This is a genomic window from Tsuneonella suprasediminis (assembly GCF_003605755.1).
Classification (GTDB): Bacteria; Pseudomonadota; Alphaproteobacteria; order Sphingomonadales; family Sphingomonadaceae; genus Tsuneonella; species Tsuneonella suprasediminis.
In genome coordinates this window covers 1-24,766 of the sequence record NZ_RAHJ01000004.1, presented here as the reverse complement: position 1 = coordinate 24,766, position 24,766 = coordinate 1, and the positions used below count along the sequence as shown (strand labels likewise).

The following is a 24,766-nucleotide window of genomic DNA, read 5'->3' as shown; positions in this document are numbered from 1 at the left end:
CGGTCGTAGTGGGGGAGAGGGCGGTTGATGGATTGCCACGTCGCCTGCGGCTCCGCGCAATGACGAGGGAGATGTTGTTCCTCCACTATCGTCATTCCGGCCTTGTGCCGGGGTCCAGCTTTCCTCGGGCGCGGCGGGGGAAGGTTAAGCTGGGCCCCGGATCGGGTCCGGGGCGACGGGGTGCGGTGTTGCGGGCGGGGAGAGGGTATGGCGGGCGCTCGCCGCACCGGCGCGTTGGTCGCATTTTTTCTGCATCCTCCCCACCCACACGTCTTAACCCACAACCGCCTCTGCCAGTTTCGCCCACGACAGCGCATCGCGCTGTGCCGCCAGTGCGGGCTGCATCGCGGCGGCGGTTTCGCGGGTGGAGGTATCGCGCAGCAGTGCGGCCAGCGCGGCGATGTCGCCGCCGGGGAACAGCCAGCCGGTTTCGCCGTGTGCCACCGCTTCGCGCAGACCGGGCACGTCGCTGGCGATCACCGGGCGCTGATAATGCTGGGCCAGTGCCAGCACGCCCGATCCGGTCGCGGCGCGATAGGGGGCGACCAGTGCGTCGCACCGGGCGAACAGCTCCGCGGTTTCGGCATCGCTGAGATAGCGGGGGATGATCTCGACCGTGTGCGACAGGCCCAGCCGGGCGACTTGCGCGCGGGTTTCTTCCAGCCCGCTCCAGAATTCGCCGGCGATGGTCAGCCGCACATCGTGTAGGCCGCTCTGCGCCAGTGCCTCTGTCAGCAGGTCCAGCCCCTTGTACGGGCGCACCAGACCGAAAAACAGCAGTTCCAGCGCGGCGCGGCGGGGCAGAGTGCCGGTGGGCGTGGGGTAATCGTCGTATAGCGGGTGCGGGCTGATCGCGACGGGCATTGCCGGGGCGATGGCGGCCACTTGCGCGGCCACGGGGGCGTTGTGGGCCACGGCGCGGTCGGCCTGTGCGATCTGCCATGCCAGCAGGCGGTTTTTCCATCCCGCCGCCTCGTGATCGCGGGCGTTGTGGACCATTGCCACCACCCGAATGCCGCGCCGCCGCAGATCGCGCGCGATCCGGCCCAGCGCGGGGGCGGTGAAGAACGTCCATGCCGGGATAATCGCCAGATCGGGCGCGAATGTCGCCACTTCGCGCGCGGTGTGCCGCCATGTCAGCGGGTTAAGCGTGTCGATCGTCTGCCGCACCGATACCCCGGCGGGCGGGGGCAGAGTGGGGTCGACTTGCGCTTCGCCGGGGAACAGGCGGGCGGGATACTGGCGGGAAAACGACCACGCCCGCACCGTCGCGCCGCTGCACCGCGCCAGTTCCGCCGCCAGCGCGCCGCTGTGCCGTGCGATCCCGCTCCGCAGCGGGGCGACCGGCCCGATCAGAGCGATCCGTTGCAGTGGGCGGGGTGCTGTCATCGGTTGTATCGGTTTGCCTTGAGCGGTGGAGCAAGCCCCATTAGAGGCGAATGGCGCGCGATGCTATCGCTCGATCCGATCATGCCGATCACAGGAACTCTGCGTGCCGCAAGCTGTCACCATCACGCTGACCCGATATGCCGAGCCGGACGCGCTGGTGGCGGAGGCGATCCGGCATGCCCTGGCGCAACAGGGCGTGACCGGCGAAGTGCTGTTTATCGAACAGAATATGGCGGGCGGGATTACCGAACAGGCGTTTGCCGGTGCGCCGCTGGCGTTCCGCATGATCCGCGCGCGGCTGGGCGGCCTGTCCGAAGCGCGCAATCTGGCGATGGACCATGCGGCGCATCCGATGGTCCTGTTCCTCGATGCCGATGCGATGGCCGCGCCCGACTGGGCCGCGCGGCTGGCGCAGACACTGGCGGATAATGCGCGGGTGGCGGTGGCGGGCTGTCGCATCGTGCCCGGCTGGCCGGGGAAACCGCCGCTGTGGGCGAAAGCGCGGGTGGTGAACGATCAGTATTCGATGCTCGACCTCGGCACCGGCACGTTCCCTTATCACCGGGTGGTGGGGGCCGGGTTCGCGGTCGATATGGCCAAGCTGCCGCCGCACATGCGGTTCGACCCCACGCTGGGCCGCCGCGAAGGCAAGCTGTTCAGCGGCGAAGAAAGCGAATTCTGCGCCCGCGTGCGCGCCGCCGGGCTGGAGGTGGTGTACGACGGGCGGGCCTGTGTCACCCATGTCGTGCCGCCCGAACGCACCCGCCTGCCGTGGATCGCGCGCCGCCTGTTCTATGCCGGGCATGGCCGCGCGGTGCTGGGCGGAACACCCGCACCATCGCAGAAACCGGGGCTGGCCGACTGGCTGACTCTGCCGCTGACCCTGCCGCCTTATGCGCTGGGCTGGCTGAAGGGGAAGCTGCTGGGGTAAGGTGGTTTTTTGGGGGCGCAATCCCTGGCCTGACGGTTCCGCCCATCGCGGCGGTTGTGGGTGGGGAGGGGGCGGTCCCTGGATTGCCACGTCGCCTGCGGCTCCTCGCAATGACGAGGTAGGGGTGTTTCGTATCGTCCCGCGTCACCCCGGATCAGGTCCGGGGCGACGGGGTGCTATTTTGCGGGTGAGGGCAGGGGTGATTGGGCGGCCCCTATCTCCCAACCAAGCCCACTCCGTGCCTTCGTGCCTTCGTGTGACAAGTTGCGGCGGTCGTGGCTGGGGAGAGGGCGACCCATGGATTGCCACGTCGCCTTCGGCTCCTCGCAATGACGAGGCAGGGGTGTTTCTGATCGTCCCGCGTCACCCCGGATCAGGTCCGGGGCGACGGTGTGCTATTTTGCGGGTGAGGGCAGGGGTGATTGGGCGGCCCCTATCTCCCAACCAAGCCCACTCCGTGCCTTCGTGCCTTCGTGTGACAAGTTTCAGCGGTAGTGGCTGGGGCACGGGCGGGCCTTGGATTGCCACGTCGCCTTGCGGCTCCTCGCAATGACGAGGGGGAGGGATGGTTCCTCTACTTCGTCACCCCGGCCTTGAGCCGGGGTCCAGCTTCTACAGGCGCGGTGGGGCAGGTTAAGCTGGGCCCCGGATCAGGTCCGGGGCGACGGGGTGCTGTTTTGCGGACGGGGGCGGGGGTGATTGGGCAGGCCCCCTATCTCCCGAACCAAATCCACTCCGTGCCTTCGTGTCTTCGTGTGACAGGTTTCAGCGGTCGTGGCTGGGGCGAGGGCAGGCCCTGAATTGCCACGTCGTCTGACGGCTCCTCGCAATGACGAAGGAGATGAGGGGAGGCAGCTTGACCGAGCCGTCCGGTTATTCCCCCCGCTGCGGTTTCCAGCCTTTCAGTTCGAGCATCCGCAGCGCCAGCGGGGCCAGCATGTCGGGGGCCTGCCGCGCCAGTTCCGCGCCCAGCCGCACCGCCTGCATCCCGCCGCCGCGCAGGAATGCCTCCGCCAGAATGCCCGCCGCGCGCCGTCGTTCGGGCACGCCTGCGCCATCGTAGGCCAGCGCGGCGCGCAGGCCGCTGGCCGATTGCGCCAGCGGCGCGGAATCGGGCGCTTGCTGGCGGTACAGCACATCCAGAAACGCGGCCAGTCGCGGGTGCAGCGATGGGGGATAGTGCGCGGCGACCTGTTCCCACGCGATCTGGCGCGCGATGCGATCCTGATCGGCCAGCCTAGTCATCGAAATATTGCCGGGATGCATCCTGTATCGCACCAGCGGTTCGCCCAGTACCGCGATCCGCCCCGCCTGCGCCAGTGTCGCCGCCAGCCGATAATCCTGCGCGAACCGCACATCGGTGGCATAGCGTACCGGCGCGCCATCGGGCATCAGGCGGCGATAGCAGAAACCGGGGTGGACCATCGGCATACGGAACCGCACCGCCCATTGCGCCACGCGCCAGCCCATCGGATTGCGCCGCACGAACCGCTGCCGCCCGTTTTCGTCGATAGAGATATAGCTGCACCCCACCAGCATATGATCGGGGTGCGCGTCGAGAAACGCGACCTGTCTGGCAAACCGATCGGGTTCGCACAGATCGTCCCCATCCAGCCGCGCGATCAGCGGGGCGCGGGCGATGGCGAGCGCGCGGTTGGCGCTGGGGTATGGGCCAAGGTTGCTGTCGTTGCGGACCACGATCACCCGCGGATCGGCGGCGGCATAGTCGGCCAGAATCTGCGGGGTGGAATCGTTGCTGGTATCGTCCACCACGATCAGTTCGAAATCGCCCATCGATTGCGCCAGCACGCTGTCGATCGCGGCGCGCAAGTGGGCCTGCGCGTTATAGACGGCCATCACGACCGAGAGGCGTGGCATTCGGGACACTATCGGGCTTCCATCGGGCTTGTCAGCGCATAGCTGGCCCGGCGCCGCTTGTCGCGTCCCATCCCGGCGTAATAAGGCACTTTTCCATGACCGGGTGTTCGATCATCATTCCCAGCCGCAACGGCGCCGATACGCTTGGGGCGGCGCTGGACGCGCTGGCGCAGGTCGAACGGCCAGAGGGCGCATGGGAAATCGTGCTGGTCGATAATGCCAGCTGCGATGCCACGCCCGATATCATGCGCCGGTTTGCCACCGCGCATGGCGCGCAGTTTCTCAGCGAACCGCGCCCCGGCAAATCCCACGCGCTCAACCGCGGGATAGAGGCGGCGCAGGGCGATCTGCTGATTTTCATGGACGACGACGTGCTGCCCGTGCCGCACTGGGCGCAGGCCTATGTGGAGGCGGCGGAGAGTTCGCCGCACGTGGGCGTGTTCGCCGGGGCGGTGCGCCCGCACTGGGTCGCGCCGCCGCCCGAATGGCTCGAAATGCTGGCGCAGGCGGGCCGTGCCTGCGGCTGCACCGATCTGGGCCGCCATGCCGGGCCGGTCGATCCGATCGAGGTGAAAGGCGGCAATTTCGCGGTCCGGCGCAGCGCGCTGGGCGATGTGCGGTTCGATACCGGTGCCACTAACTTTGGGGCCGCCAATTTCGGGGCTGGCGGGACGCCCATCGGTGGGGAAGACAGCCAGTTCGTGCGCGCATTGGCGCAGCGTGGGCAAGCGGTCCATTTCGTGCCGCAGGCGATTGTCGCGCATATCGTTGGCGCTCAGGAGATGACTTTGCGGCATCAGCTTTCCCGCTTCGTGCGGATCGGTCGGGGCGCGGCGGTGGTGGACGGTGGCGGGCTGGGCGGCGCGGCGCTTGCTGCTGCCAAAGTGCCGGTGTTCGGTGCCCGGTCTGCCATGCGCTATGCCCGTGCCGACCGGGCGGGGGCGGCAATGGCGCTGGCGCAGGCGGCAATGAATCTGGGGCGGCTGAGCCAGTCCGTCGGCAAGCGCGGGGTGTGACGGTGTGACGTTGGGGCGGCTGCAATCACTGACCAATCTGGCCCGCACCGGCCTGTCGCGCCTGGCAAGCACGGTGGCGAAGCCGGGGCGTAAGTTCGGCTATATCGGCTGGGTCGGCCACGCCAATCTGGGCGATGAAGCGATGGCCGATGCCGCCGCGCATCTGCTGGGGCAACGGCCCGAAATCCTGTCCACCCCGCGGGTCGAGCAGGTTCTGGCCGCGGTGCGGCTGGGCGGCAAGGCGCGGCATCGGCGGGCCTTTGTCGGTGGCGGCACACTGATAAACGGCGGATATATCGATCTGGTCGAACGCTGTCTCGACGCCGGGGTAGCGATGGCGACACTGGGCACCGGTGTTGGCAGCCCCGGCTTTTCCGCCGGGGAAACCGCGTTCGATCCGCGCTGGACCGCTGCGCTCAACCGGTTTGACCGGGTGGGTGTGCGCGGCCCGCGTTCGCTGGCAAAGCTGCACGATAACGGGGTGGCGCGGGCAGAGGTTATCGGTGATCTGGCACTGGCGCTGACCCCCGACGCGCCGCTGGCCAGCCCGGATGCACGCACGATCCTGTTCAACACCTCCCCCGGCCAGACCGCGCAGGATGTCGCCAATCTGGCGGCATTCGACCATGCCGCCGGGCAATTGCTGGGTGAACTGGTGGCCGATGGGTGGAAAGTGATGCCGCTGGCGTTCCATGCAGACGATCACCCGCCGATTGCCGCTGTGCTGGCGGCGGCGGGCATGAGCGGGGCGCCGATCTATCAGCCGCGCAATTTCGCTGGCTATGCCGCATTGGCGCGCCATGCCGGCGTGTCGCTGTCGGTGCGGCTGCATGGCAGCGTGCTGGCATCGATGTGCGGGGTGGCCAACCTGCTGGTCGAATATCGCGGCAAGTGTCGCGATTTCGCGGAATCGGTGGGGACGGAATCGTCGCTGGTCGCGCTCGACGGGTTCAGCGCCGATGCGATGCGGGCGCAGTTTGCGGCGTTGCTGGCCGATCCGGCGGGGCGCGGGCGGGAATTACACGCTGCCTGCCTCCACTATCGCGCAGGGTTGGAACGCTATGTCGCTGACCTGACGTGAAGCGGCGCGCCTTCAGCGGCCAGTGTCTCAACGGCCCACGTCTCAGCGGGCATCGCGTCGGCGGGTGAGCACGCCAAGGATCGAGGTATCGATCCCCAATATCCGCCGGATCGCGATCAGCAGCACGACATTCCACGTCACTGTCGCCGCCAGAATGCCCATCGCCGCCGCTGCCGCGCCATAGTGCGGGATGAACAGCACCCCCACCGCGATATTGACCGCCAGCCCGGCCAGTTGCCCGAACACCGCGATCCCCGTTCGCCCGGCCATGCTGAACACCACGCCCAACGGTCCGCAGGCGGCGTTGAACACCTGCGCGGCGGCGACGATCCACAGCAGCGGCGCACTGGCGCCGAAATCGCGCCCGAACACCAGCATCAGCCACGGCCCCGCACCGGCAATTGCCAGCCCCGCCAGCAGAGTGAGCAGGGTCGTGGTCCAGGTGAACGTGCCGGTGACCGACAGGATGCGTTCGTGTTCCCCCCGTTGCCAGAATTCGGCCATGCGCGGGGCATAGCGCATACTGGCCGCCTGTATCGGCAGGGCGAGCAGCGGCATCAGCCGCGCGACCGGCTGGAACAGGCCTGTCTCTCGCGGCCCGGCCAGTGCCGCCAGCAGCAGTGTGTTCAGTTCACCTTGCAAAATCGCGATCATCCCCATGCCCAGAAAGGGGAACGACGCCGCTATGATCGCGCGCCCGCCCACCCAGTCGCCCGGTGCGGGCAAGTGGCGCAATTCCTTGTGGGCGATCCACACCCATGCCACCACCGCCGCCACCAGCGCGGCGACCGTGGCGGCGATCAGATATTCAGCAGGGTCGAACGCCAGCCCGACAATCGCCACTGTGACCAGAACCGACACCATCACCGCCGGGCGCAGGAATTCACCCGGCACTTGCGCCATCGCGATTTGCCCGAAACCTTGTGCCCAGCCCCGGAACAGGGCGACGAAGGCCAGCGGCATCACCAGTATCCCGCCCAGCGCAAACGGGTGGCGCATCGTCTCTGCCACAGGAATCGCAGGCATCAGCGCCAGCGATGCCACCAGCGCGACGATCAGGCTGACGGCCAGTGTCGCGAGGAAAGAGAAACGGAGGAATGCCGCCAGCGCGACTGGTTGCTCTGCCGCGCGCCGCGCGGGCACTTCGCGCACCGCCAGTGCCCCGAATCCCAGCATTGCCGCGCTCGACAGGACTTGCGCGGCGGACAGCACCGTCGCCGTGGTGCCATATCCCGCCGGGCCGAGCAGGCGCGCGGTCAGTACCGCCTGAACGAACAGCAGGCCCATGCCCGACAGGCGGATCGCCATGCTCAGTCCGCTGGCGCGCGCGATGGGGCCGGCGGCCAGCTTGCGCCCTTCGTACAAGGCAAATTGCCAGAGGCGGCTGAAACTGCTCACAGTATCGACATCGTCCTGCTATGGCGCGCGCCGCCGGGCCGGGCGGGGGTGATGGAAACGGGGGCGTTCCGCAATCCTGCCGGATCGGCTAAACCCCCTTTGCACACTTTCCCATAAAGAACCCGGACAATGATGGCATCCCCATTTCGCTTCATAGGTTTCCGCTCTGTGTCGAGCGGCGCATCCGTCAGCAGCCGGGATTTCCGCGCGTGATATCGGCACGATCATGGGCGGCGCTGGGGCTGCTGTTGCTGGTGTTTGCCATTGCGACGTTCCAGATGTCATCCGGGCTGTTCACGATTGACGAATTCATCCTCTATGCCGGGGCCGATGCGATGTGGCGCAGCGGTGGCTTTGCCATCGACAACGGGATTGCAGGCGTCGTTTCCAACCAGTTGAAACCGATGCTGATGGTGGCGGGGCCGCACGGTATCGTGCCGCAGTATCCGCCGGGCATGTCGGTGCTGGGCGCACCGTTGCTTGCGCTGTTCGGTATGCACGGGATGATGCTGCTCAACAGTCTGTCCGCCGCGGTCACGGTGTGGCTGCTGTGGCGCATGGCGGCGCGGCATTTCGGCGGGCAGCGGGTGGCGCTGGCGGCATGTGCGCTGTTGCTCGGCGCCAGTTTCTTCCTCGAATATGCGTTTGCGGTCTGGCCCCATGCGGTCAGCGTGATGTGTGTGACGGGCGCGTTGTCGCTGTCGTTCGACAGCATGACCGACGCGCAGGGCAGGGCGCGCCGCTCGCTCGCCATCGGGGCGCTGATCGGGCTGGGCCTGCTGTTCCGCACCGATACGGTGCTGGCGGTGCCCGCGCTGGCGATGGCGCTGTTTCTGTTTGCCGACCGGCCATTTTATCGCCTTGCGCTGACCGGCGCGGGCTTCGCGCCGTTCGTGGTGCTGGCATCGCTGGCCAATCTGGCGAAGTTCGGCACGCTCAATCCTGTGTCCTACGGACAGGAGATGGCGGGCGGGACCAACTTCGCCTCCCACGCGCTGGCGATGGCGGGACTGGTCGTGGCCGGGTTGCTGGCGGTTGCCGGGCGGCTGGCATGGGATCGCTATAGCCAGCGGATCGCCAACTGGCGGCCCGCGCTGTGGATCGCAGGTGCACTGGCTCTGATTGCGGCGGTGGTCGCCCATGCGTTCGTGTGGCGATACCTGCACGGGTTCTGGGCGCTGGTGGTCGATGCGACATATGTGCAGGCGATGCAGCCGGGGATGCAGCATTTGCCCAACGGCACGCTCAGCTACTGGGGTTTCTGGAAGAAAGCGCTGGGGCAATCGATGCCCTGGCTCGGTGTGCTGGCCGCGCTGGTCTATGCCGGGCGGGGGATCGACCGGCGCATCCGCTGGACCGTGGCGCTGCTGGCACTGGTGTGGAGCCTGCCGTTCTTCCCGAAAGACTGGCACGGCGGGATGGGCATCAACATGCGTTATTTCCTGCCGCTGGTGCCATTGCTCGCGGTGTTCGCGGCATCGCTGATCGTGGAACTGGCGCAGGCAGGCACCGCGACGAAGCGCAAGCTGATACTGGGCGCGGCGCTGGGCGTTGCCGCGCATCTGATGTGGGTCGAATGGCACCCGACCCATATTGCCGGGGCCAACCAGATACTGCCGACGTGGTTGTTCCTGATCACCGCTGCGCTGGCTCTGGCGGCAGGGCTGCGCTGGCGCGGGCAGGCCGCGCTGCGGTCGCTGGCGATGGTGGCGGTCGGCGCGGGGATCGGCATGGCGGCCATGCTGGGATGGGGCGACCTGCACGACAGCCAGCGGACCCGCGACCGGGCCAATGTGCTGAGCCGCGAATACGGGCAGATGCCCGCCAATTCGCTGGCCTTTATCCCGGCGCCGTTTCTTGTCGGCTGGGCGCTGGAGCCGGGGCATGTGATCGCACAGCGCAATATCGGCACTGGCAAGTTCGATTTCGATCTGATCGATCAGGCAATCGATCGCGGATACCGGGTCTATATCTGGCCGCGCTTCGTTACCCGCGCACTGATCGATCAGCCCGGCTACCGACTGGAAAAAAGCGGGCTGAGCACTGGCAGAGCCGAATTATTCGAACTTATTCGGGCGGATAGCCCGCAATCCCCTGCCGATGCGGAGTGAGCGCTTAATCGCGGGTTGACTTTTTAGATATAAACATATCTTTATGTCCCTCGTGAACATCGATGTCCTCATCCGTGCAATGGCCGATCCGACGCGCCAGCGCATCCTCCGGCTGGCCGGAGCGATGGAGCTGGCCGTGGGCGAGCTGGCGCAAGTATTGGGGCAGAGCCAGCCGCGCGTATCGCGCCATGTGGCGATCCTGTGCGATGCGGGCCTGCTGGAAAAACGGCGGGAGGGAAGCTGGGTGTTCCTCAGCCAGCCACCTGCCGAGGGGGCGGACGCCGGTGCGCGCACCCGGCAGGCCGCCGCCGAACTGCTGCTGGTTGCCGAAGGGGAAGACACCGCTTTCGCGCGCCAGTGCACCGAAGATCGCCGCCATCTGGCCGATATCCGCGCCAATCGGGAAAAGGCCGCCGCTGCCTATTTCGCGGCCCATGCGTCGGAATGGGATCGCCTGCGTGCGCTGTTCGCTCCGGCGGAAACGGTGGAGGCGGCGCTGGTCGCGGCGCTATCGGCGCAGCCCTTGGGCAAAGTGCTCGATATCGGCACGGGCACCGGGCGGATTGCCGAACTGCTGGAACCTTATGCCGATCATGTGACCGGCCTGGACAAAAGCCCCGAAATGCTGCGGCTCGCCCGCGCGCGGTTGCAGGATTTCCCGGCTGAACGGGTGGCATTGGTTCAGGGCGATCTGGGCGCGCTGCCGTTCGAACCGGGCAGTTTCGATACGGTGGTGTTCCATCAGGTGCTGCACTACGCGCAGGAACCCGGCTTTGCCCTGGCAGAAGCGGCGCGGGTGTGCCGTGCGGGCGGGACCATCGCGATTGCCGATCTGGCGACCCATTCGCGCGAGGAACTGCGGCGCGAACACGCCCATGCGCGGCTGGGTTTCGCAGACGCGCAGATGGCGGAAATGCTGGCCGCGCATGGCTTTACCCCCGGTGCTCCGCATGCCTGCGAAGGGGGGGAACTGGTGGTTAAAGTCTGGACCGGCCAGCGCCAGCCCACTGCCGACAACACCTATACCCACAGCCATTCTGCCGCGCCCGGCGCGGACCGTTCGCGAAAGGTTTCCTGATGAATACCCCAGCCCCGCAGGAGCCCGCTTTCGCGGCGCTGCCCGGCGATATCGGCGTGTCGTTCGAATTCTTCCCGCCCAAGAGCGAGAAGATGGAAACCCAGCTATGGAACGCGATCAAGGAACTGGCACCGCTCAACCCGCGCTTCGTTTCGGTGACATATGGCGCGGGCGGTTCGACCCGCGAACGGACCCACGCCACCGTTGCCCGGCTGGTAACCGAAACTCCGCTGACCCCTGCCGCGCACCTGACATGCGTGGGCGCATCGAAGCGAGAGATCGACGAAATCGTCGATGCATACTGGGACGCGGGCGTGCGCCATATCGTCGCGCTGCGCGGCGATCCGCCACCCGACAGCGGCGGGCGTTTCATTCCGCATCCCGATGGCTATGCAAGTGCGGCCGATCTGGTGGAAGGATTGCGGAAACGGCACGATTTCGAAATCTCGGTCGCGGCCTATCCCGAAGTGCATCCCGAAGCGGACAGCGCGCAGGCCGATCTCGATAACCTGAAGCGCAAGATCGATGCCGGGGCCAGCCAGGCGATTACGCAGTTCTTCTATTCGACAGACGCCTATTTCCGTTTTCTGGACAAGGCGCTGGCGGCGGGAATCGATGTGCCGATCCTGCCTGGTATCATGCCGGTGACGACTTTTGCCGCGATCCGGCGGATGAGCGCGAACACCGCGATTCCGGGATGGATGGAAAGCCTGTTCGACGGGCTGGACGAACGCCCCGGCCCGCGCGCGCTGGTCGCCGCGACGGTTGCCGCCGATTTCTGCCGCCGCCTGTATGATGGCGGGGTGCGCGATTTTCATTTTTACACGCTCAACCGGGCGGATCAGGCATTTGCGGTGTGCCAGTTGCTCGGTCTGCGCGCGACGGGAGACAGCCAGTGAGTGTCCGCCAGCAATTCATCGATCAGGCGGCGCAGCGCGTGCTGATTACCGACGGTGCCTTCGGCACGGAAATCCAGAACTGGAAACTGTCCGAAGCCGACTATGCCGGCGATCTGGGTCTGACGCACGATCAGAAAGGCAACAACGACATCCTCGCGCTGTCGAAGCCCGACGTGCCCGAATCGATCCACCGCGCCTATTTCGAGGCGGGGGCCGATATCGCGGAAACCAATACCTTTTCGGCCAACCGTATCAGTCAGGCGGATTACGGGGCCGAACATCTGGTGCGCGATATCAATCTGGCATCGGCGCGGCTGGCGCGGCAGGTGGCGGATGAATTCGCCGCGAAAGATGGCCGCCCGCGCTTCGTCGCCGGGGCCATCGGGCCAACCAACAAGACTCTGTCGCTGTCGCCCGATGTCGAAGACCCCGGTTTTCGCGAGATCGATTTCGATTATCTGGTCGATGTCTATCACGAACAGGCCGCCGCTCTGGTAGAGGGCGGGGCGGATTTTATTCTGATCGAAACGGTGTTCGACACGCTCAATTGCAAGGCCGGGATCATGGCCGTGCGCAAGCTGGAGCGCGAACTGGGCCGCGACGTGCCAATCATGCTGTCGATGACGCTGACCGACCTGTCGGGGCGCAATCTGTCGGGCCACACGGTGGAGGCATTCTGGCACGCCGTGCGCCACGCCAAACCGCTGACCGTGGGGCTGAACTGTTCGTTCGGGGCGGAACAGTTGCGCCCGCATATACAGTTGCTCAGCCGGATCGCGGATACGCTGATCATGGCCTATCCCAACGCTGGTCTGCCCAACGAACTGGGCGAATACGATGAAGCGCCGGAAACCACCGCCGGAATGCTCAAGGCATGGGCGGAAAACGGCACTGTCAACGTGCTGGGCGGATGCTGCGGATCGACGCCCGCGCATATCGCCGCGATCGCGCAGGCGGTGGCGCACTCTACGCCGCGCGCCATACCGACCCCCGAAGTCGCCACGCGGCTCGCCGGGCTCGAACCCTTTACGATGGCCGCCTGAGCGCGCCCGATACCGGACATACAATGAACGATCAGACCACTGCCTCTTCCGGCTCGCAATTCGTCAATATTGGTGAGCGGACCAATGTGACCGGTTCGGCCCGGTTCAAGAAACTCGTCATGGCAGGCGATTATGCCGCCGCCGTCGAAGTCGCGCGCCAGCAGGTGGAAAACGGCGCGCAAGTGGTCGATGTCAACATGGACGAAGGCCTGCTCGACGCTGTCGAGGCGATGACCACGTTTCTGAAACTGATCGCTGCCGAACCCGATATCGCGCGTGTGCCGGTGATGATCGACAGTTCCAAGTGGGACGTGATCGAAGCGGGCCTGAAATGCGTGTCGGGCAAACCGATCGTCAATTCGATCAGCATGAAGGAGGGGGAGGAACAGTTCCTCGACCATGCGCGCAAATGCATGGACTATGGCGCGGCGGTCGTCGTCATGGCGTTCGACGAAGCGGGGCAGGCCGATACGAAAGAGCGCAAGGTCGAAATCTGCACTCGCGCCTATGACCTGCTGACCGGGATCGGCTTCCCGCCTGAAGACATCATCTTCGATGCCAATGTGTTTGCAGTGGCGACCGGGATCGAGGAACACGATCGCTACGCGCTCGATTTCATCGAAGCGGTGCGCGAAATCCGGCTGGCGTGCCCGCATGTCCATTGCAGCGGCGGCCTGTCGAACCTCAGCTTCAGTTTCCGCGGTAACGAAACCGTGCGCCGGGCGATGCATTCGGTATTCCTCTATCACGCGATACCTGCCGGGCTGGATATGGCCATCGTCAACGCGGGGCAGCTCGACATCTACGATGATATCGACCCTGAACTGCGCGCTGCCTGCGAAGATGTGATCCTGATGCGTCGCCCCGATGCGACCGAACGGCTGATCGCGCTCGCCGAAAGCTATAAGGGCAAGAGCAAGGAAGACGAAAAGCAGGCCGCCGAATGGCGCGGCTGGCCGGTCGAACGGCGGCTGGAACACGCGCTGGTCAAAGGGATCGACGCCGATGTCGTGGCCGATACCGAAGAAGCGCGTCTGGCTGTCGCAGAGCGCGGCGGGCGCCCGATCGAAGTGATCGAAGGCCCCCTGATGGACGGGATGAACGTCGTCGGCGATCTGTTCGGCAGCGGCAAGATGTTCCTGCCGCAAGTCGTCAAATCCGCCCGCGTGATGAAGAAAGCCGTGGCTCACCTGATCCCTTTCATCGAAGCGGAGAAGGAAGAAGGCGCTAAGGCCAAGGGCAAGATCGTGATGGCGACCGTGAAGGGCGACGTGCACGATATCGGCAAGAACATCGTCGGCGTCGTGCTGCAGTGCAACGGGTACGAAGTGATCGACCTCGGCGTGATGGTCCCCTGGTCGAAAATCATCGAAACCGCGCAAGCCGAAGACGCGGATATCATCGGCCTCTCGGGGCTGATTACCCCGTCGCTCGATGAAATGGTCACTGTGGGTGAGGAGATGCAGCGCGCGGCGATGGATATTCCTCTGCTGATCGGCGGGGCGACCACCAGCAAGATCCACACCGCGCTGCGGATCGATCCGGCCTATGACGGGCCGGTGATCCACGTGCTCGACGCCAGCCGCGCGGTCGGGGTGGCGAGCAAGCTGCTGTCCGATACCCAGCGCGACAGCTATGTCGAAGAAGTCGCCGCCGATTATACCCACGTGCGCGATGTGCGCGCGGGCAAGACCGCCAGCGTGCTGCTGACATTGGAAGAAGCGCGCGATAACGCGGCGCAAGTCGATTTCAGCGACAAGCCAGCGCCGCCCGAAGATCCCGGTATCCATGTGTTCGATAGCTGGTCGCTCCGCGATCTGGTCGATCACTTCGACTGGACTCCGTTCTTCCGCGCATGGGAACTGGCGGGCACATATCCCGCGATTCTGGATGACGAAGTGGTGGGCGAAAGCGCGCGCCAGTTGTTCGCCGATGCAAAGGCGATGCTCAAGCAGATCGTCGACGAACACTGGCTGACCGCGCGCGGCGTCTGCGGGTTCTGGCCCTGCGCGCGCGATGGTGACGATGTGACGATCCACCGCGTCCGCCGCGAAGAACACGTGCGCCTGCCGTTCCTGCGGCAGCAAGTGCGCAAGAGCCGCGACCGGGCGAATTACTGTCTGGCCGACTTCATCGATCCGGCGGGCGACTGGATCGGCGGGTTCGCAGTCGGCATTCACGGGATCGAACCGCATATCGAACGTTTCCGCGCCGATCATGACGACTATTCCGATATCCTGCTGAAAGCGCTGGCGGATCGTTTCGCGGAGGCATTCGCGGAACGGCTGCACAAACATGTCCGCACCGATCTGTGGGGCTATGCCGCGGGCGAACAACTGACCAACGACGCGCTGATCAAAGAGCAGTATCGTGGCATTCGCCCGGCACCGGGCTATCCCGCGTGCCCGGATCACTCGCTGAAACCGATCCTGTTCGATCTGCTGGAAGTGGAAAAGAACGCCGGAATCACCCTGACCGAAAGCAACGCGATGTTGCCGACATCGGCGGTCAGCGGGTTTTATTTCGCGCATCCGCAGAGCGAGTATTTCGGGGTTGCCCGCATCGGGCGCGATCAGTTGGAAGACTATGCCGCGCGCAGAGGCGTGGATATCGCCACTGCCGAACGGTGGTTACGCCCCAATCTCGATTGACCGCGCGCAGGGAATCGCGCAGGGATTACTGAGTCGCCGGATGCGAATCCGACACCTGCCGCGGGAGAGCTCCCGCGTCATACCGACGAGGGACGCCGAAGGAGCAACCGCCCCGGAATCTCTCAGGCCACCGGACCGTGGCAGGAAATGCGACACTCTGGAAAGCGGCATCGCGCTGGCGGTGCCCACCGAAGGGGTATGGCGGGCTGTTCGGTGGGGAATGGCCAGTCGAAGCTCTCAGGTTTCCCGACAGAGGGGGCGGCGGTTTCAGATGCCTGCACCGGGCATCGCCGCGCCTGTCGGGAATCTGATGTGAGCGATAGCAGCGAAAACGAAGATACTATCGAGCTTCTGGCTCTGCCGATGGATGCATGGCACCGCGCGCAAGGCGCCCGCATGGTGCCATTCGCCGGATATGAAATGCCGATCCAGTACGAAGGCATTCTGGCCGAACACCAGTGGACCCGCGACCATGCCGGTCTGTTCGATGTCAGTCACATGGGCCAGCTTATCGTCGAAGGCGATGGCGCGGCCGCAGCGCTGGAGGCCCTGCTGCCGGGCGATATCGCCGCGCTGAAACCGGGCAAAGTGCGCTATTCGCTGCTGCTCGACGAAAACGGCGGCATCCTCGACGATCTGATGGTCACCAATGTTACCCCTGAAGGTGGCACCGCGCGATATTATCTCGTGGTCAACGGCGCGACCAAGTGGGACGATATCGCTTACTTGCGCGAATTCCTGCCGGATGAAATCACGCTGACCCATCTGGAAGACCGCGCTCTGCTCGCGCTGCAGGGGCCGGAAGCGGCGCAAGCGCTCGAACGGGCGATGCGCGGGCTGACCGACGATTTTGGCTTCATGGAAGCGAAAGAGTATCAGTTCGGTGAACTCGATCTGATGGTGTCGCGTTCGGGCTATACCGGCGAAGACGGGTTCGAGATTTCAGTCGCCGCCGATCAGGCGGAACAGTTGGCCGGTCGGCTGTGTGCCGAACTGGAAGTGAAGCCCATCGGTCTGGGTGCACGCGACAGCTTGCGGCTGGAGGCCGGTCTGCCGCTCTATGGCCATGACCTGTCGCCCGAAACCGATCCGGTCAGCGCGGACCTGACATTCGCGATCAACAAGCGCCGCCGCGCCGAAGGGGGCTTCCCCGGTGCGGAGCGCGTTCTGGGCCTGCTGGCCGATGGTGCGCCGACAAAGCGCGTCGGCCTCGCGCTGGAAGGGCGCATGGCGGCGCGCGAAGGGGCCGATGTATTCGCCGGTGCTACCAAAGTCGGCACTGTCACGTCGGGCGGGTTTTCCCCCACGCTCGGCCATCCGATTGCGATGGCCTATGTCTATACCGCTCATTCCGCCCACGGCACCGCGCTCGAACTCGAAGTGCGTGGCAAGCGTCTGCCTGCCACGGTCGTGCCGATGCCGTTTGTACCCCATCGTTATTTCCGCAAGGGAGCTGCCAAATGACCCGTTATTTCACTGAAGATCACGAATGGATCGAAGTTGACGGCACCAGTGCCACTGTCGGCATCACCGATTACGCGCAGAGCCAGCTGGGCGATATCGTGTTCGTCGAAACGCCCGCTGAAGGCGCCACGCTGACCAAGGGCGGCGATGCCGCGGTGGTCGAAAGCGTCAAGGCAGCCAGCGATGTCTATGCCCCCGTCAGCGGCACTGTGACCGAAGGCAATGCTGCGCTGGAAGGCGATCCCGCGCTGGTCAACACCGCGCCCGAAGGCGACGGCTGGTTCTTCAAACTGACCATCGCCGACGCCAGCGAGCTGGACGGCCTGATGGACGAAGCGAAGTACAAGGAATTCGTGGACGGGCTGTGATGGCCTGACGTGCGCCCCCGCGCAAGTGGGGGCACATGCCACGTGCTCTGCTGCCAGAGACCCTCGCCAGAGCGGGGGCGCACCAACAAGGGTTACTATGCGCTATCTACCCCTGACCGATACCGACCGTTCGGCGATGCTCGAAACCATCGGCGCGTCCGATGTCGATGCACTGTTCGTGGACGTTCCGGCGGATCATTATCTGACCGCGCCGATCGAAGGCCTGCCGCACCATGCCAGTGAAATGGCGGTGGAAAAGCATATGCGCGCACTCAGCAAGCAAAACCTTGCGGCGGCCGATGCGGCGTTCTTCCTGGGGGCGGGGGCCTATCGCCACCATGTTCCGGCGACAGTCGACCATCTGATCCAGCGCGGCGAATTCCTGACGGCCTATACTCCGTATCAGCCGGAAATCGCGCAGGGCACTTTGCAGATGCTGTTCGAATTCCAGACGCAGGTGGCAAAGCTCTATGGCTGCGCGGTGGCGAATGCGTCGATGTATGATGGCTCGACCGCATGTTGGGAAGCGGTGGCGATGGCGGGCCGGGTAACGCGGCGTAAGCGGGTGGTGCTGTCGGGTGCATTGCACCCGCACTATGCCGAAACGGTCAAGACAATGGCGAAATTCACTGAAGACCAGATCGCTGACGCGCTGCCTTCGCTGACGGCAAAGCCCGACAATGCCGGGCTGATCGCCCGGATTGATGATCAGACGAGCTGTGTCGTGGTGCAGTATCCCGATATTCTGGGCCGTATTCCCGATCTGGCAGAAATCGCAGAGGCCGCTCATGCCAAGGGCGCTCTGCTGGTGGCGGTGAACACCGAACCGGTGGCGCTGGGCGCGATCAAGGCGCCGGGCGAGCTGGGCGCGGATATCGTGGTTGGTGAAGGGCAGTCGATTGGCGTCGGTCTGCAATTTGGCGGGCCGTACCTTGGCCTGTTCGCTGTGCGCGATCCCAAACACGTGCGCCAGATGCCGGGGCGCCTTTGCGGTGAAACCGTGGATGCGGAGGGCAAGCGTGGCTTTGTGCTGACGCTCTCCACCCGCGAACAGCATATCCGGCGCGAGAAAGCGACCAGCAACATCTGCACCAATTCGGGGCTGTGCGCGCTGGCGTTCTCGATCCATCTGACACTGTTGGGTGAGAAAGGATTGCGGGCGCTGGCGGCGGAAAACCACCGGCTGGCCTGCATCGCCGCCGACCGGCTGGCGCAAGTGCCGGGGGTGACTGTGCTCAACGACACGTTCTTCAACGAATTCACGGTGATCCTGCCTGCCGATGCCCGCGAAGTGGTGCGTAAGCTGGCGCAGGATAAAGTGCTGGCGGGTGTCTCGCTGGGCCGGTTGTTCCCGAAAGTCGATGCGCTGTCGGGTGGGCTGGTCGTTGCTGTGACCGAGACGACCACCGAGGAGGACATCGCAACACTGGGCCGCGCGATCGAGGAGGTGCTGGCATGAACGCCCCGAACCAGAGTGGCTGGAAGCCCACTTCGCCTGTCACTGGTGCTGCCGACGGCACCAACACCGTCACCGGCAACAAGGCGCTGATGCTGGAAGAACCGCTGATCTTCGAAATCGGCAATTGCGAGACAACCGGCGTCGATCTGCCCGAACCGGACCTGAGCAGTAACCGCCTTGGCGGGTTTGCGCGCGATGCGGAAATCGGCCTGCCGGGTTTGTCCGAACCGGAAACGGTGCGCCACTACACCCGCCTCAGCCGCCAGAACTATGCCATCGATCTCGGCCTGTTCCCGCTCGGCAGTTGCACGATGAAGCACAACCCGCGTGTGAACGAGAAAGTCGCGCGGATGCCGGGCTTTGCCGATGTCCACCCGTTGCAGCCGGTCGATACGGTGCAGGGCGCGCTGGGCGTTATCAACGAACTGGCGCAGTGGCTGTGCAAGCTGACCGGGATGCCCGGCGTGGCGATGACACCCAAGGCCGGCGCACATGGCGAGCTGTGCGGCATCCTGTGCATCCGTGCCGCGCTGGAGGCGAAAGGTGACGCCCGCGAAGTGATCCTCGTGCCCGAAAGCGCGCATGGCACCAATCCGGCCACCGCGGCCTTTGCCGGTTATCGGGTGGAAAATATCCCCGCCACGGCGGAAGGGCGCGTCGATCTGGCGGCGCTGAAGGCGCGGCTGGGGCCGGATGTCGCCGGGGTGATGATTACCAACCCCAACACCTGCGGCCTGTTCGAACGCGATATGAAAGCGATTTCGGACGCGGTGCATGCCGCTGGTGGATATGTTTATTGCGACGGGGCGAACTTCAACGCCATCGTCGGGCGCGTCCGTCCGGGCGATCTGGGCGTCGATGCGATGCACATCAACCTGCACAAGACGTTCTCCACTCCGCATGGTGGCGGTGGCCCAGGTTCCGGCCCGGTGGTGTTGAGTGAGGCGCTGTGCCCTTATGGCCCGCTGCCGTTCAGCGAGCTGCATGCCGATGGTACGTTGACGCTGGTGGAGGAAGAAACCGCAGGCGAACGCCATCCGCACAGCTTTGGCCGGATGAGCGCGTTTCACGGGCAGATGGGCATGTTCACCCGTGCGCTGGCCTATATCCTCAGCCACGGGGCCGATGGTTTGCGCCAAGTGGCGGGCGATGCTGTGCTCAACGCCAATTACATCCTCCGCAGTCTGGAAGATGTGCTCGACGCCCCGTTCGGCGCCAGCGGTCCCTGTATGCACGAGGCGCTGTTCAGCGATAAGGGTTTTGCCGATGGGATGACGACGCTCGATCTGGCCAAGGGGCTGATCGACGAAGGGTATCACCCGATGACGATGTATTTCCCGCTCGTCGTTCACGGTGCCATGTTGATCGAGCCGACCGAAACGGAAAGCAAGGCCGGGCTGGACCAGTTTATCACTGCGCTACGCAGTCTGGCCGAACGGGCGCGGGCAGGGGACGAAACGCTGAAAGCGGCCCCGATCCATGCGCCGCGCCGCCGCCTCGACGAAACGCTCGCCGCGCGCAAGCCGGTGCTGACGTGGAGCGAGCCGGAGGTCGCGCCCGGCGAACCATCGCTGAGCGAGCAGGGCGGAAGCTAAGGAGCGCGCGCAATGTGGCAGGCGATGTTTTCCGTCACCAATACGATTGCGCTGGTGGCGTGGATCGTGCTGTTGGCGCTGCCCCGGCGGCCATTCCCGCTGGCGATGGTGCTCTATGCCGGGGTGGGGTTGCTCTCGCTTGCCTATACGTGTGGGCTCGCGGTGCTGATCGCGCAGGGCGGAGTGAACTTCACCCGGTTCACGACGATTGCGGGTATCCGCGAACTGTTCGCCAGCGATGCGGGCATCGCGATTGGCTGGACGCACTATCTGGCGTTCGATCTGTTTGCCGGTCTGTGGATCGCGCGCGATGCCGATGCCAAGGGATTTGGCCGTTTGTTTCAGGTGCCCTTCCTGCTGCTGACCTTCCTCGTCGGGCCGGTCGGGCTGTTTGCGTGGCTGCTGGTGCGTGAACGGCGTGCCCGCGGCCCCGGCGGATGGTCGCGCAAAAAGAAAACGCCCGCCGGATAAACCGTGCGGGCGTTCCCTGCGACCTCGAAAGGCCTTTTGGTTATTGCGTGTTGTCTCAGTTGATCGCGTCGGAACCGGCCTGACCGACAGACTCGATATCGCGCCCCACACCCTTTACGGTGTTGCAGGCGGCGGTCGTCATGGTGATAGCGGCGATGCCGAGGGCAATCATGATCTTGCGTGCCATGTAAGTTCCCCTTGATCTGGACATATGGCGGTTAAAAGTGGTCGAGGGGGTTAACGGTCGATGCGCTGGCCTGTTCCCGCAGCCGCGAACAAATTTCGCGGCTCATCGCGTGTAGTCTGGCGTCTGTCGCGTAAGCTCCCATATGCCGTGGCATGACGGACCTGCACGCATTCTTTGCCTTTGCCAGCGACGCGGAAATCGCCGCTCTGTGGGCAGCGGGCTTCTTTGCCGTGGCGGCAGTCGCACGCATAGCGGAAGCCCGGCGGATCAAACGGGCGCGGATCGACCGGGTGGGATGGGTGCCGTGGACCGGAATATTCTTGGTCTGCGCTGTGATAGGCGCGGCTCTGCTGGCGCTTTCCGCGAAAGGTCTGGTGGCAGGCTAAACGTTTACACCGCCCGGCGGCACGGTGTCTGCGCGCTCGATCGCCAGCTTGTGTTCGCGATAGGCGATGATCAGGCCAGCCATCACGATCAGCGGTGCGCCCACCCACGTGGATGCCGGCGGCAGATTGCTGAAGAACAACCACCCGAACAGCGTCGCCCAGATCAGCCCTGAATAATCCATCACGATCACACTCGATACCGGGCCAAAACGTAGCGCGGCGGTCAGCATCAGTTGGCCGAACAAACCCGTGAAACCAAGCCCGGTCAGCAGGGCCCATTGGTAGGGGGTGTGATGCCAGTGTCCGATGAATGGCAGAAACAACGCCAATACCGGCAGCGTGAACAGCGCGAAATAGAACACGATGGTCAGCGGTTCTTCGGTGCGGTTGAGATCGCGGATCTGGATAGAGATCAACGCGATCATAAATGCCGATCCCAGCGCCACCGCCGCACCGAACAGCGGGATATGCGTGTGACCGGGCTGCGCGATCACGAGTACACCGGCGAACCCCAGCACGACCGCAGCCCAGCGGTAAGGGCCGACCGTTTCCTTCAACAGCACCGCCGACAGGATTACCGCCCAGATGGCCGATGTGAAGCCGAACGTCGTCGCTTCAGCGAGCGGTAGCAGCGTAACCGCGCCGAAATTGAGGAACATCCCCACCAATCCATAGAGTGCGCGCTTGCTGTGTACTCTCGGGCGCTGCGTCTTCAGCTTGCCGAGATTACCCCGCAGCGCCAGATAGCCGATCACCAGCGGAACAGTCGGCAACTGTCGCCAGAACAGAATCTCCGCCAGATGCATCCCGCTCTCGCTGCCGAGTTTCACGAAGACCAGCATCATGGCCAGCGCCAATGCCGCACCCAGGCGGATCACCAGCGCCAGAATAGGGCGTTGTCGGGGCAGTTCGGTTTGCACATCGCTGGGCTTACGCGCCTGATGATATCAGGCAAGCGAGCGAATCTATCCGAGCCCCAGCGGAAGGTAAGTGCTGCCGGTTACCGGCGGCCAGACAAGCATATCATTCAAACGAACAGGAGTAGATCGCAACCGCCTGTACTTTTGTCGATACTCCCAGCTTCTTCAGGATCGTTTTCATATGATAATCGACTGTGCGCTTCTTCTGGCCGATAATCTGCCCGATATCGCCGTTTGATTTACCTTGTGCGGCCCACCGCAATATTTCCATCTGATGATCGGTCAGATCGGCCAGTACCGTTTTTGGTGTTGCAAGGCCGGATTTGTCGTAACCCAGCGTTTCGAGCCGCATCATCGCTATACTCCCCAGCAAAGGAATGCTGCGGATAGTCTGACTGTCGAACTTGTCTTTGGTGGCGGACAACACCGTCATCGCGGCGAGCGCGCCCGATGGAGAATTCAGCGGGGCGGTCACACCGCCTTTCAACCCTGAATATTCAAGGTAACGTGCGTACTCTTCCTCGTTTTCGGTTCGCCAGTCGGCCACGTGCCAGCCGCGCACTTCACCGCCACTTGCGGCATAGGCCAGCAGCGGGTCGCGCTCTGCCCAACGATCCTGATCGTACAGTTTCATGTCCGCTTCGGTCCACGACGATATAGTCGGATCGAGCATAAATTCCCGCTTGTCGGATTTACCGCAGGACAGGTTGAAGCTGTCAAACCCCAGCGCGGTTACAGCATTTTGTAACGCTTTTTCGAGGTCTGCTCGCGTCTGAGCTCGCGCGACAGCGAATGTGGCGGCATTTAAAACGTCTATTATCATATGTTTAAGCGATAATCTATCTGGCGTTCCGAATGGCTCAATGGTCAATAACGAGAGGAGAATTTGGGTAAATTCTTCCTCCTATAGCTGTGTTATCGCTGGATGCGACTGCATCATGATGCACCTGATTTGAACAGGTACGTTAATTACTTAATGATTCCTCGGGTTTCGGTTTTGTAACCGGATACAATCGCATATAATTTAAATTCAGGGATTTAATTGCATGCCAGCTTCGGCCCCCCATGTCTCAACGAACCTCGTGAACGCCGAGATTATTGACAAGAAGAGCGGGTCTCGGCGGAGCATTGATGAAGGTGAAAAGATTTCTCTTCATCGTCCATCCGTTATCGTACTGAAGCTGGCGCCGGAAAATGTAGCGAGCTACGAACGCCGGGGCGACGGTCTCGTACTAATCCTTAAGGATGGCCAGGAGATCGCCATCGACGACTTTTTCGTCAAATATCCCGACGCGAACGATTCCAGGGAAGGCACGTCGGACGGTGCCGACGGAACCGAGGGAATCGATGCAGATGAAGGTCGTAACGAGCTCGTGCTGCAAGACGATTACGGTGTTGTCTGGTGGGGACAGTATCCAGAAGAATGGTCTGAATTCCATTTCACCGAAATTGAGCTCGACGATGTGGCTGGCTTCGTCTGGTGGCCCTGGCTGCTCGGCATTCTCGGAGGGGGTGCAGGAATTGCCGCGCTGGCAAGCGGTGGCGGAGAAGATCCGAAACATCCACCTGTCGCCACCGATGACATTGTCACCACTGCGGAAGACACGCCAGTCAGCGGCAATGTGCTGACCAACGACAGCGATCCCGATGGCGATACGCTGAGTGTGGCGAGCTTCACAGTGGCAGGCGATCCCGCCACCCATGCAGCAGGTGACACCGTGACCATCGCCGGTGTCGGTACGATCACCATCGGCAGCACCGGTGCCTATACCTTCACACCTGCCGCCAACTGGAACGGCACGGTGCCGACCATCACCTACACTGTCAGTGACGGCGAGGGTGGCAGCGATACCGCTGACCTCGATATCGTGGTCGATCCGGTGACCGATCTGACGGCGGCTGACGACAGCGCGACGACCGACGAAGACACGCCGGTGAATGGCAGCGTCGCGGGCAATGACAGCACGACCAGCGGCGGCGATCTGACGTTCGAGAAGGCCAGCGATCCTTCGCACGGCACGGTCGTGGTCAACCCGGACGGGACATATACCTATACCCCGAATGCCAACTACAACGGGCCGGACAGCTTCACCTATACCGTAACCGATCCGGCATCGGGCGAAACGCTGACCCGCACGGTCGATATCACGGTGAACCCGGTCAACGATGCGCCGACGACTGTCGGCACGATGGTCGATCAGGCCGATATCGATGCAGGCACGGTGACCGCTATCGATGTGACCTCGTTCTTCACCGACATCGACAGCCCCACGCTGACCTACAGCGCCAGCGGCTTGCCTGCCGGGCTGACGATCGACCCGGTGACCGGCGTCATCAGCGGCACGGTCGATAACTCGGCCAGTCAGGGTGGCACCGGCGGCGTGTACAGCGTGACCGTGACCGCCACCGATGGCGACGGCGCCTCGGTCGATCAGACGTTT

General features: G+C 64.1%; 21 protein-coding genes and 1 riboswitch. Of the genes, 15 read left to right on the top strand and 6 right to left on the bottom strand.

The features are described 5' to 3' along the window. Positions 1-273: 273 nt before the first annotated feature. Entirely contained in the window at positions 274-1,389 is a 1,116-nt protein-coding gene (locus D6858_RS01645) for a glycosyltransferase (RefSeq protein WP_120106582.1), read from the bottom strand. Between the two features lie 103 nt (positions 1,390-1,492). On the opposite strand from D6858_RS01645, the gene D6858_RS01640 reads away from it, so the two are divergent. Continuing rightward, positions 1,493-2,320, top strand: a complete 828-nt coding sequence (locus D6858_RS01640; protein ID WP_165859594.1) for a glycosyltransferase family 2 protein — start codon at positions 1,493-1,495, stop codon at positions 2,318-2,320. 873 nt (positions 2,321-3,193) lie between these two features. On the opposite strand, the gene D6858_RS01635 is transcribed toward D6858_RS01640, so the two are convergent. Then, the gene (locus D6858_RS01635) at positions 3,194-4,198 is read right to left on the bottom strand and encodes a glycosyltransferase family 2 protein (RefSeq protein WP_120106578.1); all 1,005 of its coding nucleotides are present in this window, start codon (positions 4,196-4,198) and stop codon (positions 3,194-3,196) included. A gap of 95 nt (positions 4,199-4,293) precedes the next feature. Between D6858_RS01635 and D6858_RS01630 the strand changes: the two genes are divergently transcribed. Beyond that, entirely contained in the window at positions 4,294-5,214 is a 921-nt protein-coding gene (locus D6858_RS01630) for a glycosyltransferase family 2 protein (protein ID WP_120106576.1), read from the top strand. A 4-nt stretch (positions 5,215-5,218) separates the two neighbouring features. Continuing rightward, positions 5,219-6,295 (top strand): polysaccharide pyruvyl transferase family protein, encoded by a 1,077-nt coding sequence (locus D6858_RS01625; RefSeq protein WP_133305214.1) that lies wholly within the window; start codon positions 5,219-5,221, stop codon positions 6,293-6,295. Positions 6,296-6,337: 42 nt separating this feature from the next. Here D6858_RS01625 and D6858_RS01620 read toward each other — a convergent pair whose 3' ends face one another. Beyond that, the gene (locus D6858_RS01620; protein ID WP_133305213.1) at positions 6,338-7,693 is read right to left on the bottom strand and encodes a lipopolysaccharide biosynthesis protein; all 1,356 of its coding nucleotides are present in this window, start codon (positions 7,691-7,693) and stop codon (positions 6,338-6,340) included. Between the two features lie 209 nt (positions 7,694-7,902). On the opposite strand from D6858_RS01620, the gene D6858_RS01615 reads away from it, so the two are divergent. The 10 genes from D6858_RS01615 (at position 7,903) to D6858_RS01570 (ending at position 20,832) form a co-directional block, all read left to right on the top strand. Next, positions 7,903-9,804 carry a glycosyltransferase family 39 protein gene (locus D6858_RS01615; protein WP_120106569.1) on the top strand — a complete coding sequence of 634 codons (1,902 nt, stop codon included), beginning with the start codon at positions 7,903-7,905 and terminating at the stop codon, positions 9,802-9,804. Positions 9,805-9,856: 52 nt separating this feature from the next. After that, positions 9,857-10,882 (top strand): ArsR/SmtB family transcription factor, encoded by a 1,026-nt coding sequence (locus D6858_RS01610; RefSeq protein ID WP_120106674.1) that lies wholly within the window; start codon positions 9,857-9,859, stop codon positions 10,880-10,882. Further along, on the top strand, positions 10,882-11,781 hold the full coding sequence (gene metF, locus D6858_RS01605) for a methylenetetrahydrofolate reductase [NAD(P)H] (RefSeq protein ID WP_120106566.1): 900 nt from the start codon (positions 10,882-10,884) through the stop codon (positions 11,779-11,781). Before D6858_RS01610 ends, metF begins: the two co-directional genes overlap by 1 nt. Further along, the gene (locus D6858_RS01600; RefSeq protein WP_120106563.1) at positions 11,778-12,824 is read left to right on the top strand and encodes a homocysteine S-methyltransferase family protein; all 1,047 of its coding nucleotides are present in this window, start codon (positions 11,778-11,780) and stop codon (positions 12,822-12,824) included. The genes metF and D6858_RS01600 overlap by 4 nt, the downstream gene beginning before the upstream one ends. 23 nt (positions 12,825-12,847) lie before the next feature. Next, positions 12,848-15,475 carry a methionine synthase gene (gene metH, locus D6858_RS01595; RefSeq protein ID WP_120106561.1) on the top strand — a complete coding sequence of 876 codons (2,628 nt, stop codon included), beginning with the start codon at positions 12,848-12,850 and terminating at the stop codon, positions 15,473-15,475. Positions 15,476-15,526: 51 nt separating this feature from the next. Continuing rightward, a riboswitch (glycine riboswitch) is annotated at positions 15,527-15,623 on the top strand. Between the two features lie 164 nt (positions 15,624-15,787). Continuing rightward, a complete protein-coding gene (gene gcvT / locus D6858_RS01590) occupies positions 15,788-16,939 on the top strand; it encodes a glycine cleavage system aminomethyltransferase GcvT (protein WP_276308676.1) in 1,152 nt (383 codons plus the stop codon). Beyond that, the gene (gene gcvH / locus D6858_RS01585) at positions 16,936-17,307 is read left to right on the top strand and encodes a glycine cleavage system protein GcvH (RefSeq protein WP_120106557.1); all 372 of its coding nucleotides are present in this window, start codon (positions 16,936-16,938) and stop codon (positions 17,305-17,307) included. Before gcvT ends, gcvH begins: the two co-directional genes overlap by 4 nt. 97 nt (positions 17,308-17,404) lie before the next feature. Continuing rightward, complete coding sequence (gene gcvPA, locus D6858_RS01580) at positions 17,405-18,766, top strand: aminomethyl-transferring glycine dehydrogenase subunit GcvPA (protein ID WP_120106555.1); 1,362 nt, start codon at positions 17,405-17,407, stop codon at positions 18,764-18,766. Then, positions 18,763-20,361 (top strand): aminomethyl-transferring glycine dehydrogenase subunit GcvPB, encoded by a 1,599-nt coding sequence (gene gcvPB, locus D6858_RS01575; protein WP_120106552.1) that lies wholly within the window; start codon positions 18,763-18,765, stop codon positions 20,359-20,361. Before gcvPA ends, gcvPB begins: the two co-directional genes overlap by 4 nt. A 12-nt stretch (positions 20,362-20,373) precedes the next feature. Further along, the gene (locus tag D6858_RS01570) at positions 20,374-20,832 is read left to right on the top strand and encodes an ABA4-like family protein (protein WP_120106549.1); all 459 of its coding nucleotides are present in this window, start codon (positions 20,374-20,376) and stop codon (positions 20,830-20,832) included. A gap of 55 nt (positions 20,833-20,887) precedes the next feature. Here the strand turns inward: D6858_RS01570 and D6858_RS01565 are convergent, their stop codons facing one another. After that, positions 20,888-21,019 carry an entericidin A/B family lipoprotein gene (locus D6858_RS01565; RefSeq protein ID WP_120106547.1) on the bottom strand — a complete coding sequence of 44 codons (132 nt, stop codon included), beginning with the start codon at positions 21,017-21,019 and terminating at the stop codon, positions 20,888-20,890. Positions 21,020-21,171: 152 nt separating this feature from the next. On the opposite strand from D6858_RS01565, the gene D6858_RS01560 reads away from it, so the two are divergent. Continuing rightward, on the top strand, positions 21,172-21,405 hold the full coding sequence (locus D6858_RS01560) for a hypothetical protein (protein ID WP_120106545.1): 234 nt from the start codon (positions 21,172-21,174) through the stop codon (positions 21,403-21,405). Here D6858_RS01560 and D6858_RS01555 read toward each other — a convergent pair. Together D6858_RS01555 and D6858_RS16005 are read right to left on the bottom strand one after the other, a co-directional pair. Continuing rightward, on the bottom strand, positions 21,402-22,325 hold the full coding sequence (locus tag D6858_RS01555; RefSeq protein WP_120106543.1) for a DMT family transporter: 924 nt from the start codon (positions 22,323-22,325) through the stop codon (positions 21,402-21,404). The two genes, D6858_RS01560 and D6858_RS01555, sit on opposite strands and share 4 nt — an antisense overlap. Before the next feature lie 103 nt (positions 22,326-22,428). Next, positions 22,429-23,148: a helix-turn-helix transcriptional regulator gene (locus D6858_RS16005; RefSeq protein WP_120106541.1), complete on the bottom strand. Its 720-nt coding sequence runs from the start codon at positions 23,146-23,148 to the stop codon at positions 22,429-22,431. A gap of 259 nt (positions 23,149-23,407) precedes the next feature. Here D6858_RS16005 and D6858_RS01545 point away from each other — a divergent pair. After that, on the top strand, positions 23,408-24,766 hold a 1,359-nt coding region (locus D6858_RS01545; RefSeq protein WP_165859593.1), incomplete at its 3' end, for an Ig-like domain-containing protein.